This is a genomic window from Nonomuraea sediminis, assembly GCF_018531495.1.
Classification (GTDB): Bacteria; Actinomycetota; Actinomycetes; order Streptosporangiales; family Streptosporangiaceae; genus Nonomuraea; species Nonomuraea sediminis.
In genome coordinates this window covers 45074-60578 of sequence record NZ_JAHDTI010000012.1, presented here as the reverse complement: position 1 = coordinate 60578, position 15505 = coordinate 45074, and the positions used below count along the sequence as shown (strand labels likewise).

At 68.0% G+C, this 15505-nt stretch carries 13 protein-coding genes; 11 read left to right on the top strand and 2 right to left on the bottom strand.

Annotation, left to right across the window (positions count from 1 at the left end):
* Window positions 1-4 precede the first annotated feature (4 nt).
* The 3 genes from KIK09_RS40285 to KIK09_RS40275 all read left to right on the top strand — a co-directional run bounded on the left by KIK09_RS40285 (window position 5) and on the right by KIK09_RS40275 (window position 2824).
* Window positions 5-1441, top strand: a complete 1437-nt coding sequence (locus KIK09_RS40285) for a YncE family protein (protein ID WP_214324762.1) — start codon at window positions 5-7, stop codon at window positions 1439-1441.
* A gap of 145 nt (window positions 1442-1586) precedes the next feature.
* Window positions 1587-1907: a hypothetical protein gene (locus KIK09_RS40280; protein ID WP_214324761.1), complete on the top strand. Its 321-nt coding sequence runs from the start codon at window positions 1587-1589 to the stop codon at window positions 1905-1907.
* A gap of 560 nt (window positions 1908-2467) precedes the next feature.
* Entirely contained in the window at window positions 2468-2824 is a 357-nt protein-coding gene (locus tag KIK09_RS40275; protein ID WP_214324760.1) for a hypothetical protein, read from the top strand.
* A 409-nt stretch (window positions 2825-3233) separates the two neighbouring features.
* Here KIK09_RS40275 and KIK09_RS40270 read toward each other — a convergent pair whose 3' ends face one another.
* Both KIK09_RS40270 and KIK09_RS40265 read right to left on the bottom strand, forming a co-directional pair.
* On the bottom strand, window positions 3234-3836 hold the full coding sequence (locus tag KIK09_RS40270; protein WP_214324759.1) for a YdcF family protein: 603 nt from the start codon (window positions 3834-3836) through the stop codon (window positions 3234-3236).
* Entirely contained in the window at window positions 3833-5191 is a 1359-nt protein-coding gene (locus KIK09_RS40265) for a helix-turn-helix domain-containing protein (protein WP_214324758.1), read from the bottom strand. The genes KIK09_RS40270 and KIK09_RS40265 overlap by 4 nt, the downstream gene beginning before the upstream one ends.
* Window positions 5192-5320: 129 nt before the next feature.
* Between KIK09_RS40265 and KIK09_RS40260 the strand changes: the two genes are divergently transcribed.
* The 8 genes from KIK09_RS40260 to KIK09_RS40225 all read left to right on the top strand — a co-directional run bounded on the left by KIK09_RS40260 (window position 5321) and on the right by KIK09_RS40225 (window position 15412).
* On the top strand, window positions 5321-5626 hold the full coding sequence (locus tag KIK09_RS40260) for a hypothetical protein (protein WP_214324757.1): 306 nt from the start codon (window positions 5321-5323) through the stop codon (window positions 5624-5626).
* A complete protein-coding gene (locus tag KIK09_RS40255; RefSeq protein ID WP_214324756.1) occupies window positions 5623-5955 on the top strand; it encodes a hypothetical protein in 333 nt (110 codons plus the stop codon). Before KIK09_RS40260 ends, KIK09_RS40255 begins: the two co-directional genes overlap by 4 nt.
* Before the next feature lie 132 nt (window positions 5956-6087).
* Window positions 6088-6261: an FxLD family lanthipeptide gene (locus KIK09_RS40250; protein ID WP_214324755.1), complete on the top strand. Its 174-nt coding sequence runs from the start codon at window positions 6088-6090 to the stop codon at window positions 6259-6261.
* A 59-nt stretch (window positions 6262-6320) separates the two neighbouring features.
* On the top strand, window positions 6321-8348 hold the full coding sequence (locus KIK09_RS40245; RefSeq protein ID WP_214324754.1) for a lantibiotic dehydratase family protein: 2028 nt from the start codon (window positions 6321-6323) through the stop codon (window positions 8346-8348).
* Window positions 8345-9406, top strand: a complete 1062-nt coding sequence (locus KIK09_RS40240; protein WP_214324753.1) for a lanthionine synthetase C family protein — start codon at window positions 8345-8347, stop codon at window positions 9404-9406. Before KIK09_RS40245 ends, KIK09_RS40240 begins: the two co-directional genes overlap by 4 nt.
* 39 nt (window positions 9407-9445) lie before the next feature.
* Entirely contained in the window at window positions 9446-11491 is a 2046-nt protein-coding gene (gene fxlM / locus KIK09_RS40235) for a methyltransferase, FxLD system (protein ID WP_214324752.1), read from the top strand.
* 296 nt (window positions 11492-11787) lie between these two features.
* Window positions 11788-12699, top strand: coding sequence for a hypothetical protein (locus tag KIK09_RS40230; protein WP_214324751.1), 912 nt, complete (start codon window positions 11788-11790; stop codon window positions 12697-12699).
* Between the two features lie 118 nt (window positions 12700-12817).
* A complete protein-coding gene (locus KIK09_RS40225) occupies window positions 12818-15412 on the top strand; it encodes an ATP-binding protein (RefSeq protein WP_214324750.1) in 2595 nt (864 codons plus the stop codon).
* The last annotated feature ends 93 nt before the right edge of the window (window positions 15413-15505 follow it).

Here is a 15505-nt window from a genome sequence, read left to right as displayed (position 1 = left end):
ATCGATGGTGCGTGGTCTCGGTCTAGCCTTCATCTTCGTCATGATCTGCGCCTGTACAGCAGAGCCGGTCCGCCGGGCGGCACCGTCCAGCCCAGCGCCGTCGAACCCGGCGCAGTGGACGGCCATCGATCTCAACACGATCCTGCAGACGCCGATGACCACCGCCAAGGGCGCCGCCTCTCCGCCCACCGCAGTGGTGACCCGTGCGAGCCGAGCCGCGGTCGCCTACGGAGCCGAACTCGTCGTGGTCTGGGACATAGCCCGGCGGCGCGAGATCTTCCGGGTGGATCCCGGCGGCATCGTGGGGCGCCTCGCCCTGTCACCGGACGGCCACCGGTTGGCCGCTGAGATCGGAGACAAACACGTCAGTGTCTGGGATGTGACCACGCGTGAACGAATCGCGCGATTTACCGGCCCGGGCTTCCCGCACTTCGACCAGACCGGGGGCAAGCTGCTGGTGGCGGATTACTGGGCGGCGGTCGTGCACGATCTGGGCTCGAAGCGGCGCGTCGCCTTCAGCCGCGAGGCACTGCCGATGACGGAGGGCTATGAGTTTCCTGGCTTCGCCAGTGACGGTTCGGTGATCGCCGTCGGGCACACGTTCTGGGCGAGCTGGGCGCCGCCCGCATCGCCGAAGCCGACCGTATTGGACTACTCGATGGGCACGGTGAGCCTGTCCGGCGACGGCTCACACATGGTCGCCTCGGCCTGGCTGAGCGCCGAGGCTCAGCTGGCTGTGGTCTGGGACCTACGCACCAGACGTCAGGTCGCCAGCTGGGACGTGCCCGGACAGCCGTACGGCATGGCCTGCCTGGACGATGCCTGTGGGCAAGTAGTCGTGGCGGTGGGCGAGTACCGCGGAGCCGACCCGGTGAGCACGCGGATCGACGCGTTCGGCGGCGTCGAGCACGCCAAGATCTGGTCGGTCAGGTTGCCGCCGTCGGAGCAGGTACTGCTGAATGCGGACGCCAGGGTAGTCACCGTACGAACGGATCACGAGATTGTTGTCATCGACCGTGACGGCAAGGTCGCCGAGCCGAGGGGGCGTAATCGCACTGCCAAGCCTTTCATCGGCGAATGGCATGTCCACGGCTCCGAGCTGGAGATCAGGCCGGACCTGTCCGGCCTGATGATCTTTAACGCCGGGCCATGCTCCCCCAACAGGTTGGAGGTCGGCTGCAGCGGACATGTGTCAATCTCCTTCACGCTCGAGCCTTCGGGTCTGGTGGGCAAGGTGACGAGCGTCGTCTACAAGGACCCGGCTGGAAAGGTCATCCACGATTTCGTAGGCGGCGACGATCTGCCCGAGCCGGGTGACACCTTCACGCTGGAGCGCGTCGACACTGGCGTCCTGCGCAGGATCCAGCCGACTGCAGGACTGGGCAACCCGTACTTCTGTGGTCCCACCGCCAGCCGCAAGTGGAGGCTCGCATGCAACTGACCCGATGGCTGACTGCGCTGGTAGCTCTGCTGTTCCTGGTCGCCTGTGCCCCGTTCCATTCGAGGCGATACCGTCAGGCACTACGCACCATGGTCCTCCCGCGTGCTCTGCGTCGTCGTTCTCGCCCCGGGGAGAAGTTGAGGCATTGCGGGGCTATCGCTGCAGCGACACCTACGCCGTGGCGGAGACAGTCTCCACCATGGGCGGTGTCCTCTACGGCGGACGCGGTCAACTCAACATCCAGATCTACATCATCCGCGGCGGCGTCTGGACCGCCGCCGCTGGATCTGAAGGTGGCAGCTACATCCCCTTCCGCACCTTGACGGAGCTCGGACTGGACCCCGAGGACATCGCTTCCGCTCTGGATCTGGAGACCGAGCACGTCGGCAAGCAGAAGTACCTCCACATCCACGGTCTCGGGTGCGGTGGCCGTCCCCCGTCCGTTACTCCATGCACCGGGAATTGAGGTCGTCCATGATCCAGATGCGCCGCCAGGTACGCAATCACCCAGCGAAGCAGACCTCGGTCAGGAGGCTGCGGAAGTGAGGCATCGCTGTGATGGTCACCGCTATCACGGGCACGGCGGTGACCGTCGTCTCCGGACTCGCCACGAAGATCATCGATGCGGTGGGGGAAACGTTCTCGGCACCCGCAAACAGCCTCGCCGTGACGGCCACCGAGGAACACATGGATCTGAATTTCAGCGCGGTGTTCGCTGGCCTTTACCGCTCACGCAGGACCAGGTGGCTATGGCGACCGATGCCGAGGTGGAAAAGTTGCACCAGGGGCTGCTCGCCGACGGCGCAGTGCTCCCGCGCGGAATGATCATCACTCTCCGGGTCACTAACTTGGCTCGCGAGCCGACCCGGATCATCGGTGTGCGCGTGACCGACGTCGAGCGGAAGCCGCACCTGGCCGGCAGCCTGGTCTACCTACCGCCGCAGGGTGGCGCGAACACCATGATGATGGCGCTCAACCTCGACGAGCGGGACGCCAACGCCACGCGCGGTCGACGAGTCCGGCCAGGTGCACGGATCCTTCTTCACCACCAAGGAGATCGCCCTCGAGCCGGGCGAGATCGACACGATCAAGCTGTTCGTGGCCACCGGGAAGTACTCGACGAGGTTCAAGCTGGCCGTCGACTACGTCGTCGGAACAGACCAAGAGAAGAAAGCGCACTCGGTGGACAACGGCGGCAGGTACTTCGCACTCTCGGCCTACAGCTGCGATCCGTCCGGGCTGCCCAGCTACCAACGCCTCTATGCCCTAGCAACCCCCACCGATCCGCAGTTCCGGCTCCGGCGGGTCAAGCCGACGGACATGAGTGACAGTCTCTGGACCTTCGACTTCGAGCACCTGATCGCCCAGCTCGTTAATGGCTGACACCCAACCAGAGCAGGTGGAGAGACACAGGAATCGATCTTGCCCGTATCGCCATCTCCAGTCGGCTCCCCGACTAAGCATCCTGCAACGACTCATGAAGCGGAACCAGGGCTGGCGGACAAGATGGTGACGTAGGCACCCCGTACCAATCCTCAATCTTGCAGATAAGCATTCAGATCGGTGTACCGATCGTGGAGCTGCTCTGCGGCCTCACTCCACTACTCGCCGCCGTCACACACGATCAGCGAGATGGAGCCGATGTGCACCATCGCAGGAAGGCCAGCGTTGAGCTCTCTGCGTTCCGGATCGGTTCGAGGTCACTTTTCAGCGGCTCTGATCGGCGCCACTCGGAGGCCAAGCGCTCGGGACCGCCGGACGCGTCGAGCCTCGGAGCGAGTGGTCGCCCCTTTCACCGCCATGCTCTGTCCACGCGCTCCAAGGAGGCGAAACTTCCGGCCTCGACCCGGCGGGACACTTCCTCCCATTCCCTGATCACTCGGCGCTTGCCTGCCGGGATAGACGGCCAGGCCGTCCGGGTAACGAGCTCGCCATCGTAGATGGGCTCCCAGCCGATGGCGTTAAACGCCCCCAGGCCTGGAAGCACTGTCTTTAGGATGTGCACCGCGCGACGGTGGTACCACTTAGACACCGCCGTGATTGGAAGGCCGGCTTGGAGTGCCTCCTTAAGGAACGGCAGCGCCAGCTCGACATTTTCCCAGGTGTTCGCGGACTGGTCCTCGCAGCGAATCGCGACCTCGGGCACGCCACGGTCCATGAGAAGCCTCTGGAATGTGCGGGCCTCAACGATCCCGTTGTGCCGGTTCACCCCACCGGTCGCGATGATCAGCGGGGCGAGACCTGCGTGGTAGCGCTCGGCTGCGATCTCGGCGGGCCGGGCCTGATTAGTGCCGAAGAGGAGAAGCGCGGTCGGTCGATCGTGGGGCGGGGGTGCCTGGACGTCCACGAACGCGGTGATCTCGGCGACGAGCGCTGGGTTCAGGTCAATGGTCACCTGGGCTCCTTGACACCTGAAAGTTGCACGTGGTGTGCGGCGGGGCTTTCGAGGGCTTGAAGGTATCGGGAGCGGTACTCGACGGTCTGCTGCGCTCTCGGGTATTGCCCGGCCAGAACTTTGTCGAGTTTGTCGGCAAGCACCATGGTTGGCCAAGCAGGGCGTCGGCCAAGCAAAGCGGTGTGGCCAGCCGCCAGCGCCTCATCCAGGCTGCCCAGCGCAGCCTGGGCAAGCCCCAGGATCAGCAGGGAGCGTGCATATCCAGAGGGGTGTTCGCCTCGCTGGAGAGCCTCGGGTCGGTAGACAGTCGCGATGACGCGCGTGGTGGCAGTGACGGCCTCACGGTAGCGACCAACGTAGAGCAGGGACGTGGCGGTATACGGCGGATCGTCAGAGAGTGCGATGGACCGCGCGCCGCTGGTCGGAACATCACCGGGGAGCGCGGCGATGGCCTCAGTGGCCCGGCTCCGGGCGCGGGTCATCCCATCGACATCGCCCGCCATCGCCGCCGACCGCATTTCTTGAGAGGCCAATTTGGCGTGGACAACGGTGCCGCGTCCCGCTACCGCTTGGCCACGGGCCGACAGCTCCGCAGATTGGCGAGGCTGGCCCTGGTACCAGGCGATCATGGCCTTGGTGAGCTCCGCCCACGCCTCCAGCTCCGGATGCCCGGCGTCCCTGCTGTGACGTTCCGCGTCAGCGCACCAAACGCGGGCGGCCGCATGCTCTCCCATGTCGCACGCGGCAACCCCGAGAAGATGAGATAGCCAGCCGGTGGCAAGGACGATGTCCGTGCGTTGCCGTGCCTGGCCGGCATGCGTAAGCAGGCCGTGGGCATATGACCGGACGGTGAGGAGTTCGTCGTATACCTCCGCGGGAGGCAGGGCGCCAATCGTCTGGGTGTAGTGGTCAACGAGCTCACCCAGGCTCACAACCACGCTGCCGAGGTGATCGGCGCCGACGATATTGAGAGCCTGGATGACCCGCAGCTCCTGGTTCGTGCCCAGGGCAGACGCCGCAGCGGCTGTGAATCCTCGCTGCAGGAAGGTCCGTCGTAGCACCTCGCTCACCTGCTCTGAACCGTCCTGTGGAGAGAGACGCCGTCCTCGCCCCTTCCCCGGCCTATCGGGGGCATTCTCCAGCAGTTCCAGCCTTACGTTCAGGGCTTCGGCCAGCGCAGGCAGCCAGGAGATGGGCCGGACGCGTCCTTGCTCCCAGCGGCCCACCTCGAATCGGGTCACGGTAAATGTGCCGGTGATTGCGCAGAGCCTGTCTGCCAGTTGCTGTTGCGTGATTCCGACCAAGTCCCGGAGGTGTTTTAGCAGGTCCGGTAGTGGGAGGCTCTGTGCTTCCACCTGGGAATCCCTTTTCGGTCAGCATGTGGGCGCGTGTGGGCACGCACAGCGTGCTCCCCCATCGTGCCCCGAAAGGGCGGACGCTGCACGGGTAACCCCTAGGGCGGCGGTGAAGGACCGCGCCCGATCATGCGATGGGAACCCTCGACGATGCAGCAGCCGGGTACGCCGCTTCACCACCTCTCGCCTCCCGATGGCATCACCCTGCGGAGCCAGAACGATGCTAATCAGGCGAGGTGGAAGCCGGCGAATGCGTCTTCGGCCACGGGGATCGTCCTGCCGCTTCTCACGGATAGGGCGAAGGCCAGCAACCTGCCGGTGATGGATCTCGGGGTCTGCCAGCCCGAGATGGCCGCAGCGATCGCCGAGGCGATCTGGGCAGGCGTTCCGGCCGCTGGCATCGAGCGCACCACCGTGCCCGAGCAGGAGGCGTGACGGTGCCGGCCCGCTCCCCCTCGTTCATCTTCGACCTGTTCCCCGCCAAGGACGCCGCCGAGCGGCTCCGGATTGAGCTCGCCACCGTGCATGAGCTCGACTCGAGGGTGTACTCCGAGGTAGACACGGTGGTCCTTCTCATCGAAGGGAGGCTGCCCGTCTGGGGTTATGCCTCCTGGTGGCGTTGGTGGAGCGGCCAGACCACCAGCAAAGGGCGGTGGATCTACGCCTGCGCTCCCACCGTCAATGCGGCCACTGCCGCGCGCCTTATCGTCGCCCGCTACACCGAACTCATCGCCGCCCAACCCCCGGGAACGGGACGGCGATGACGAAGCACGGCTGCCCGGTCTTCCGCCACACCCACGTGGTCCGAGTCGACCCACCCCCGGGGTCGAGCCTCCCGGGCAGCCGTCGCTCATCTCGTAGATCATCGCCCCCAACTCAGGACAAGGAGCACAGACATGGCTACTCCGACCATCGGGCAGACCGCCAAGGCCAGCGCGGAAAGAGGTGTCGACCCGTTCGAGCTCGACATCACCTTCATCGAGAACACCCCGGCGGCCGACACGGTGTTGATGTGCAGCACCGGCGACAACTGCGGGACCTCCTGCCCGAGCGCCTGCACCACCTCGTAGACCCGGACCGCTCGGGCCTCGGCTTCCCCGGATGGGCTTGTAGGAGAGGAGTGACAGTGATGACGCGGACGCGGATCAGGCTCTATCGGCGCGTCGGCACCGGGATGCTGCGCGCCGCGGTGAGCCCTACCGCTCCCGCCCTTCCGCAGTGGCCGAGGCCCGGCGCCTCGACCGAGCAGTGGCGTGCGTGGCTTGCGCCGGTGTGGGCTGATGAGTCCTTCCGGCAGGCGATCACCAGCGCAAGCCCCAACCTCGCCGACCAGGTGGCGGCGATCCTGGACGGGCGGGTGGCGAACCCGCGCCGAGCCCGTCGTGCCGCTCTTTCCGTTGCCCGATACGTGCTGCGCTACGCGCGCCGGTCCACACCGTTCGGCCTGTTCGCGGGCGTCGGCTTGGTCGAGTTCGGCGAGAAGTCCCTCGTGCGCGTCGGGGATGCGCACGAGGTCGTCGTCCGGCCCGACCCTGCGGCGCTGGACGCGGCGATCAGCACCTACGAGACGTGCGGCGAGCCGATGGCCGACGTCGAGGTGTGCGTCAACAACCTGGCCCGCGTGCGCGATGGCCGCGTCCACGTCCCCGCCGAGGGGGCATCGGAGTTCTCGCTGGCGCTGACTCCCGCGCTGTCGTTGGTGCTGGAGGCGGCCGGGTCGCCGATCCCGTACGCGGCCTTGCTCGGCAAGCTCGCCGCCGAGTTCCCGCAGACGGACCCCCGCCGCCAGCAAGCGATGGTCGCCGAGCTGCTGCGGACGCGTCTGCTGCGGTCGGCGCTGCGGGCCGCCGCCACCGTCACCGATCCGGCCGACGCCCTGCCCCGCGCTGTCCTGGCCACCGGCATTCGGGTGGCGGCCGACGTACGGCTGGACGCCGCGGTGCGCCTGCCCGAGCCGGTCGGGGTCGAGATGGAGACCGCGGCGACCGTGCTGGCTCGGCTCTCGCCCTGCCCGGCCGGGACCGCGGCGTGGCGGCGCTACGCCGAGCGGTTCGCCGACCGCTACGGACAGGGTGTCGAGGTCGCCCTGGAGCAACTCACCGATCCCGTCACCGGGTTGGGCCTGCCGGATGGGTTCGGCGTGCTGTCGCAACCGCCGAGGCCGATGTCGCGCCGCGACCGGCTGCTGCTGGAGATGGCCGGGACCGCCGCCGTCGAGGGCCGCCGGACGGTGAACGTGTCCGAGGCGGTGATCGAGGAACTACAGGCCGCCGCAGGCGCGCCGAACCCGGTCCTGGCGCCCCACTTCGAGCTGTGCGCGCAGGTCCAGGCCCGCTCGCTACCAGCGCTCGACAAGGGCGACTTCCGGCTGCGCATCCACACCGTCTCCCGCTCGGCCGGCACCATGACCGGACGGTTCTGGCACCTGCTGCCGGACCTGGCCGCCGGATACGGCGCTCTTCCCAACGTCGCGCCCGGGGCGGAGCTAGCGCAGTTGTCGTTCCATCCCTCCCGCGTCGAGGCCGACCTGCTCACGCGGGCGCCGCAGGTGCTGCCGCGGCTGGTCAGCGTCGGCGAGTTCCGGGCGGCTGGCGAGAAGACGCTCCTGCCGTCCGATCTGGTCGTCGGCCTAAGCGGCGGCCATCTCTACCTGGCCGTCGCCGCGACCGGGCAGCGTGTGGAGCTGCTGGCCCCCACCGCGATCAACTTCGTGTGGAACCACTTCACCCCGCCGCTGGTCCGCTTTCTGGCCGAGATCAGCCGCGCCGCCACCCCGCAGGTGACCTGGTTCGACTGGGGCGCCGCCTGGACTCTGCCGTTCACCCCGGCGCTGCACTACCGGCGCAGCATCCTGGCCGCCGCACGCTGGCAACTGCGCGCCCGCTGGCTGCCCGGCCGTACGGCACGCCTGCAGGAGTGGGCCGAGCAGTTGCACGCCTGGCGCAACCGGGCAGGCGTGCCCGATCGGGTGTTGCTGGCCGTCGACGACCAGCAACTCCCGCTGGACCTCACCCGAGCCATGGATATGGAGCTGCTGCGCGCGCACCTGGGCGGCTCGCCGGTCGCCACGCTGCATGAGGCGCCGCCCCCAGATGCCGATGGCTGGATCAGCGGCAGAGCGCACAGCATCGTCGTCTCAGTGGAGGCCCGCCGATGAACCCGCCCAAGACCCAGGCCCTGGCCGAGGGCCCGCTCGGCGTGGCGCTGCTGCACATCGAGCGCGGCAACCTCGCCGCCGCCCGCCCCCTGCTGGCCGAGGCGGTCGACGGCGGGGTTAGCTCCGGAGCCAACGCCTGCCTGTTCCACGGCGCCCCCGCGCTGGAGTTCGTGCTCGGCCGTGCCGGGCGCATCGACCGCGACCTCCAGGCCGCCGTCGACCACGTCGTGGCCGTCCGCCTGGCCGCCGCCCGCCAGCGGCGGGAGTCACAGCGGCTGCCCAGCCTGTCGGAGTTCGAGCTGATCCGAGGCCTGACCGGGCTAGGGGTGGTGCTGCTCGCCCGTCCACGCTCCTTGCCGCTGCTGGAGGAGGTGCTGGCTCATCTGGTGTCGCTGGCCCGCCCGGTCAAAGCCCGAGATCGTGCGATGCCCGGATGGTGGTCGCCGGACAGCCCCACCCATGAACAGATGGACGGTGGCCACGGCAACAACGGCATGGCGCACGGCATCGCGGGCCCGCTCGCGCTGCTATCGCTCGCCGCCCGCCGCGGCATCCACGTGGAGGGCCAGAGCGAGGCGATCGAGGTATACGCAGACTGGCTGGAACGGTTCAGCGCCTTCTACTGGATCACCCTCGGCCAACTCGGCAATGACGGGCCGCCTCTTGTGGCTGCCCTGCGGCCGTCCTGGTGCTACGGGGACCTCGGGATCGCCCGCGCTTTGCAGCTTGCCGGGCTGGCGCTCTGCAACCCCGTCCGGCGGAAGACGGCTGAGAAGATCGCCCAGGCCGCCCTCGCCGACCCGGCCCGCGTGAGCCAGGTCGCTGATGCGTCCCTCTGTCACGGTTGGGCGGGCATGCTGACCACTACCACCGCAATCGCCGCCGACAGCGCCGCCCCCGACCAGTTCACGGTGAGCGTCCGGCACATCCACCGGCGCCTGGCCGCCGGGGTCGCCGCGCTGCCGAAACCGGGGTTTATGGAGGGCCGGGCGGGGGCGCAACTGGCGCTGGAGGGCTCCAACATCACGGGCTGGACCAGCGCCCTGTTACTCGACTGACCCCGGGCCCCACGACCGAGCAGGAGCGAACACGAGGACATGAACCTGAACGAGGACAACCTGGCGCCCCCGGCCGAACCGGACTGGTGGCAGGCCACCATCAGCTTCCCCGGCGAGGTCGGAGCGAGCCCGAAAGCCGCGACCGCGCTGGTGGCCTCGCTGTCGGGGCACCGCTTCCACTTCCTGCGCAAGCAAGGAAAGGTTCGGCTGCGCACTGACCGGCCCGCGGCCGATCTGCTCGACCGGCTCGTCGCCGACGAGCTCGCGGCTGGCTGGGTCGGCGGTATCTACGAGCCCGAGAGCGACGCGTTCGGCGGCGAGGAGGGCATGGCCATCGCGCACGATGTGTTCTGCGCCGACAGCCCCGCTGCTTTGCGCGAGACCGGCAGCCCTCTCGCCCGAGAGCGGGCGATCCTGCTGATCTCTGCCATGACCCGCGCCGCCGGTCTTGACCCGTTCGAGGTCGGCGACGTGTGGGCGAAGATCAGGAAACTCCGGTCCTCGATCGACCCTCCTGACGCGGCCTACCGGGCGAGTGCGATCTCCGCCATGCGGCGCCTCATGAACGTCGACGCCGCGCAGCGGGACACCCCTGAGCCGGGCTGGGACGACCGTGTCGCCGCGTTCGAGGACGCCGGCCGACGCCTGGCCCAGCTCGCCGGCGCGGGGGAACTGCGGCGAGGCCTTCGCGCGGTACTCGCCCACCACGCGATCTTCGCTTTCAACCGCGCCGCCGTATCCGTGGCCGAGCAGGCCGCGGCGGCCTGGCTCGGCTGGCACGTCGCCTTCGGAGATGACGCACCAGCCGCCGTGTCCACCAGCCGATCCGTATCAGTAACACCTAGCTTCGAGAGGATGGAGAACGCCATCACCACGACCGTCGATCCCACCGAACTGCGTCAGGCCATGGTCGCCAGGTTCACCGACTCCGGCCACCTGCGCACCCCCGCGATCATCGACGCCTTTCGCACGGTCGAGCGCCACCGGTTCATCCCCGACGCCGACGTCGAGGCCGCCTACGCCGATGACGCCGTGTCGATCAAGCACGACACCAGCGGTGAGATGATCTCCTGCATCTCCGCGCCGTCCATCGTCGCCACCCAACTGGAGCAACTGGGCGCCCAACAAGGCCATAAGGTGCTGGAGGCCGGGGCCGCCACCGGCTACAACGCCGCGCTCCTCGGCCGCCTGGTCGCTCCCGGCGGGCGCATATGGACCGTGGACGTCGACACCGACCTCGTCAACACCGCCCGCGAGCACCTGAAGGAAGCCGGGGCCGCGAACGTGACCGTCGTCCTGGCTGACGGCGCCGCGGGGCTGCCCGAGCACGCCCCCTTCGACCGGATCCACTTCACCGTGGGCGCCGGCGACGTCCCCACCAACGTGCTGGAGCAGCTCGCGCCGGGCGGCCGTCTGGTCATCCCGATGCGGATCCGCGGCAGCATCTCCCGCTCCTTCGCCTTCGAGCGCGACGGCCAGACCTGGAAGACCGTCTCTTGCGAGATGGCCACGTTCGTCCCGCTGCGCAAGGGCATCTGCGACGACGTCTACACACGTGTCGCCATCGCCGGGGAAGGCAACGTGCGGCTGGAGACCTTCAGCGAGCAGCTCGTCGACCGCGAGGCGATGCGGACCGTCCTGGACGAGCCCGCCCACAAGATCTACACCGGGGTGAAGTTCCGGCAGGGCTCCAACTGGGAGTGGCTGTATCTGTGGCTGGCGTGCGTGCTGCCCAACGGCCTGTCCCGGATGCCCGGCCAGCGGCCCGGGTTCACGCCGCACTTCGCGTGGGGTTCCATGGCCGCGCTCGACGGCGACACCCTGGCCTACCTGACCGTCCGCGAAGGCGAAGACGGCCAGGGCCGGTTCTGGGAGATCGGCGTCATCGGCCACGGCCCGGCCGCCGCCTCCCTCACCGAGCACGTCACCACCGCGATCCACGAATGGGACCGCGACTACGGCAACAACGCCCCCGCGCCCGGCTTCCGCATGGCCACCAGCACCAGCCGCGACCTGCTGAAGGCCACCGACCCGCGCTTCATCATCGACAAGGCCAACAGCCGACTCGTCGTCGACTGGCCCTGAAGGGAACAGCGTAATGAACCCCGCGATCGCCGCACGCCTCCCGCTGGTCTGCCGGCCCAAACCTCCCGGGACTTCCTTGGCAACGCGCATCGCCGAGCTCACCGCGCTGACCATCGAACCGGCCGACGCGGGCCACCAGCAGTTGGTCGCCCGCGCCAGCGGAGTCCTCAACTTTCGCCGCACTCATCGCCTCCGACGTCGGCCTGCCCGATCTGGCCGCCGAACTGTGCTGGAGGCAGCACACGATCTTCGCCAAAGCGGGCAAGCTCAGCCACGACATCGCCGTCATGTCACTGATGCCGCTGGTCAACATCGCCCGCCTGCTCACCCGTGAGGGCGACGGCCAGGCCGCCTACGCGCTGCTCCAGCAGCTGTACCGCGCCGCCCAACTGCGGGGAGCTGCCGTGATCCACGACCACGACGTCGACCTAGCGCCCCTGATCCAGACCGACGACGACCACCGCAAACTCTGCACGGAACTGTGGGTCACCCTCCTCGTCGACGGGGCCAGAGCCCTCGCCCGCCAAGGCCACTGGAGCCAGGCCGCCGACGCCATGGCCGCCCACCGCGGCATCGGCAACCGACTCCTCGACGGACGCCAAATCAAGATCATGGCCTTGATCGAACAGGGCCTCACCGGCGAGGCCACCGCCATGATCGACTCCACCATCCCGGGCGAGCCATGGGAGCACACCGTCGCAGCAATCCTGCGCATCGCCTGCCGGCCGACCACCTCACCACCATCACGGCAGGAACTGGATCATGCCGTGCGGGAGACGCTCGCACTGGTCACCCAGCCTGACCCACTCACGGCAGTATTCCGGGCCCGCCTCGGCTTGACCGCGCTCGACCTGGCCGCTGACCAGCCCCCGAAAGACGTCTCCTCCCTGCGCGCTGCGATCATCGACGTAGCATCCGGCGACGCCTACGCCGCCCGCGACGCCCTGGACCACCACGAGCTGCGCTCCCAGATGACCCACGAGCAACAAAAGCAAATCGCGGCCATGCTCGCCGCCGCGGGGCTCGGCGCCGCCAGCCTCCCCACCGTCCACCTGGACACCCTCACTGCGGCGGTCCAGCATGCCGAGGGCCGCCTGCGAACCCTGCTCGCCACTACCGACCGCACCCAGCTGAGCAGATCAGGCTTGCTTTCTGACCCGCGCTCGGGCTTGCCCTGTGGTTTACCCGACTCGACACGCCCCATCTAGAACTCGCCGCATCCACGGCAACTCTCAACGCTGTCCGCACGCGGCCACGTAGCTGGCTTCGTTGCAGTTTGTACACATCCAGTGGCGGCACGCGGTGCGCAGGTTCACCATGGGCGGCATGGCGACGCGGAAGAGCCCCTGGGTGTGGATCTCGCTGACGGTTGGTGGTCTGATGGCCGGCGCGCTGGGTGTGATCTTCATCGTGCTGGATCTGAAACAGGCCGATCAGCTGGCCAGCGTGTTCGTCGCCTTGGCCGGGCTCGGAATCTCGGTCTACGGAGTGGTTTTGGCCCGCCGTAGCGAAACGCCGAACCCGATCTCTTCCCCGACAACCACGTCACCTCCTGCCGGGGACACCATTAAAGCGCGGGGGAAGCGATCGGTCGCAGTTCGAGACAACTCCGGTGTGATCCAGACCGGAGACACTGCGCACAGCACGACTGGGGCAGGCGACACCCATAACACAATTGAAGGCAGTACTTTCCAGGGGTCCGTGACGATGGGGCGCGACATCACCATGCACGTCGCTGGCCCCGCCCCGCGCGCCCTGGAGGGCCTTCCAGCCGCACCGATCGGCTTCGTGGGCCGCGCCGAGACCCTCCGGAACGTGCTCGCATTCCTGGACCCCACAGGTGAAGGCGAGCCAGGAGTAGTGGTGTCGGCGGTGGCAGGGATGGCCGGGATCGGCAAGACCGCTCTGGCGCTGATGGCGGCTCATCAGGCGATGCGCAAGGGATGGTTCAGCGGCGGGGTATTCTTCATGTCCCTACACGGCTATGACCCCAACCCTGCCGGACGCGTATCGGCTGCTGCCGCGGCTGGGCAACTGCTGCGGGCCATGGGAACCCGTGACACCGATCTCCCGCCTACTGACGAGGAACTGCTAGGCCTATATCGGTCGGTGCTGGCCGAACGAGCCCGCCAGAGGCTGCCAGTGCTGGTGGTGGCCGACAACGCCGCTGTCACTGGCCAGGTCGAGCCACTGCTGCCGGCCCAGCCGTGTCACCGGCTCCTAGTCACCTCCCGCCACACTCTCACCCTGCGTGCCCACCTGATCGACCTGGCCATCCTGTCCGAAGCCGAGGCTCTCGACTTGCTGCGCACCGCCCTACAAGTTGGCGGAGCCGATCGACGCGTCGAAGCCGAACCAGAGCAGGCGGCGGCTATCGTCGGGTTGTGCGGGCACCTGCCGCTGGCGTTGCAGATCATCGCGGCTTTGCTGCGTGCTGAACCGAGTCGTTCGCTGGTCGACATGGCGGCCGAGCTTGCTGATGCTCGTCAGCGGCTCAACGTCCTTGAAAGCGGCGACTTTGATGCGCACGGACGTCCGGTAGCCGTGCGGGCAGCGTTCGACTTGTCCTACCACCACCTCTTGGCTGCAGAGCCGGAACAGGCCCGGCTGTTTCGGCTGCTGCCGCTCAACCCCGGCCCCGACCTTTCCCTCGATGCCGCCGCCGCTCTCACTGGCACGCCAGAACTACAGGTGCGCCGCCAATTGGCCGCGTTGGCCCGCGCCCACCTGCTCACCTCGCCCAACGGCGACCGGTGGGGCATGCACGACCTGCTCCGTTTGTACGCTGATGAGCACGGACATGTTCAAGCAGCCGTCGACGACCGTGGACAGGCGTTGGATCGATTGCTGAACTTCTACGTGTTCATCGCCGGCGTCTACCAGAGTGACCTGCGCGATGGCAGCTTCAACGAGCGAGAGAATGCACTGGCTTGGTTCGACGCCGAACGCGCCAACCTCGTCGCCGCCGTCGTTCTCGCCCAATCCGCCGACCGACATCTCATCGCCAGCGAGCTGCCAGCTTGCCTGAACACATACCTGTCCTGGCGCCGCGCCCTCAACGATCTCGTGACGGTCAACACCATTGCGTTGACCGCCAGTACGCGTCTCGGCGACCGCAACGCGGAAGCTCGGGCGCTCACCAGCCTGGGCAACGCCCTCAGGGGGGCGCGGCGTTTCGATGAGGCCATCGCCGCCCACCAAAACGCCGCCGCTATCTTCCGCGAACTCGGCGACCGCGGCGGCGAGCCCGGCGATCGTGGTGGCGAAGGCGCGGCGCTGAACAACCTTGGCATCGTCCTGCGCGAGGTGGGGCGTTTCGATGAGGCCATCGCCGCCCACCAAAACGCCGCCGCCATCTTCCGCGACCTCGGCGACCGCGGCGGCGAAAGCATTGCGCAAAACAACTTTGGCATCGTCCTGTGCCAGGTGGGGCGTTTCGATGAGGCCATCGCCGCCCACCAAAACGCCGCCGCCATCTTCCGCGACCTCGGCGACGTTCACAGCGAAGGTTTGGCGCTGGGCAGTCTCGCTGGCGCCCTGCGCGAGGTGGGGCGTTTCGATGAGGCCATCGCCGGCCACCAAAACGCCGCCGCCATCTTCCGCGACCTCGGCGACCGCGGCGGCGAAGGCTTGGCGCTGGGCAGTCTCGCTGGCGCCCTGCGCGAGGTCGGGCGTTTCGATGAAGCCATCGCCGCCCACCAAAACGCCGCCGCCATCTATCGCGACCTCGGCGACCGCCACCGCGAAGGTATGGCGCTGAACAACCTTGGCGTCGTCCTGCTCCAGGTACGGCGCTTCGAGGAGGCGATCACCGCGTTCGAGCAGGCGACAGGCATCTTTGAGTCCCTGGCGGACGAGCACAGCCGTGACTTCGCACAGGCCAACCTCGAAGAGGTCCTGCGACTGCACTCCGACGGATAGCGTTCTGGCACCTGCCTTCCCCTCGTGGGTGGCTGGCGAATATGACACTGCGGAATACGTCACGGTACCGGTCACAGGGATGTCCCTCGGTGG

Excerpts from the sequence above, each read along its gene's own strand:
- KIK09_RS40285 (WP_214324762.1), top strand. The coding sequence starts at position 5 with ATGGTGCGTGGTCTCGGTCTAGCCTTCATCTTCGTCATGATCTGCGCC.
- KIK09_RS40260 (WP_214324757.1), top strand. The coding sequence starts at position 5,321 with ATGCGATGGGAACCCTCGACGATGCAGCAGCCGGGTACGCCGCTTCAC.
- KIK09_RS40250 (WP_214324755.1), top strand. The coding sequence starts at position 6,088 with ATGGCTACTCCGACCATCGGGCAGACCGCCAAGGCCAGCGCGGAAAGA.
- KIK09_RS40245 (WP_214324754.1), top strand. The coding sequence starts at position 6,321 with ATGACGCGGACGCGGATCAGGCTCTATCGGCGCGTCGGCACCGGGATG.
- KIK09_RS40240 (WP_214324753.1), top strand. The coding sequence starts at position 8,345 with ATGAACCCGCCCAAGACCCAGGCCCTGGCCGAGGGCCCGCTCGGCGTG.
- fxlM (WP_214324752.1), top strand. The coding sequence starts at position 9,446 with ATGAACCTGAACGAGGACAACCTGGCGCCCCCGGCCGAACCGGACTGG.
- KIK09_RS40230 (WP_214324751.1), top strand. The coding sequence starts at position 11,788 with ATGCCGCTGGTCAACATCGCCCGCCTGCTCACCCGTGAGGGCGACGGC.
- KIK09_RS40225 (WP_214324750.1), top strand. The coding sequence starts at position 12,818 with ATGGCGACGCGGAAGAGCCCCTGGGTGTGGATCTCGCTGACGGTTGGT.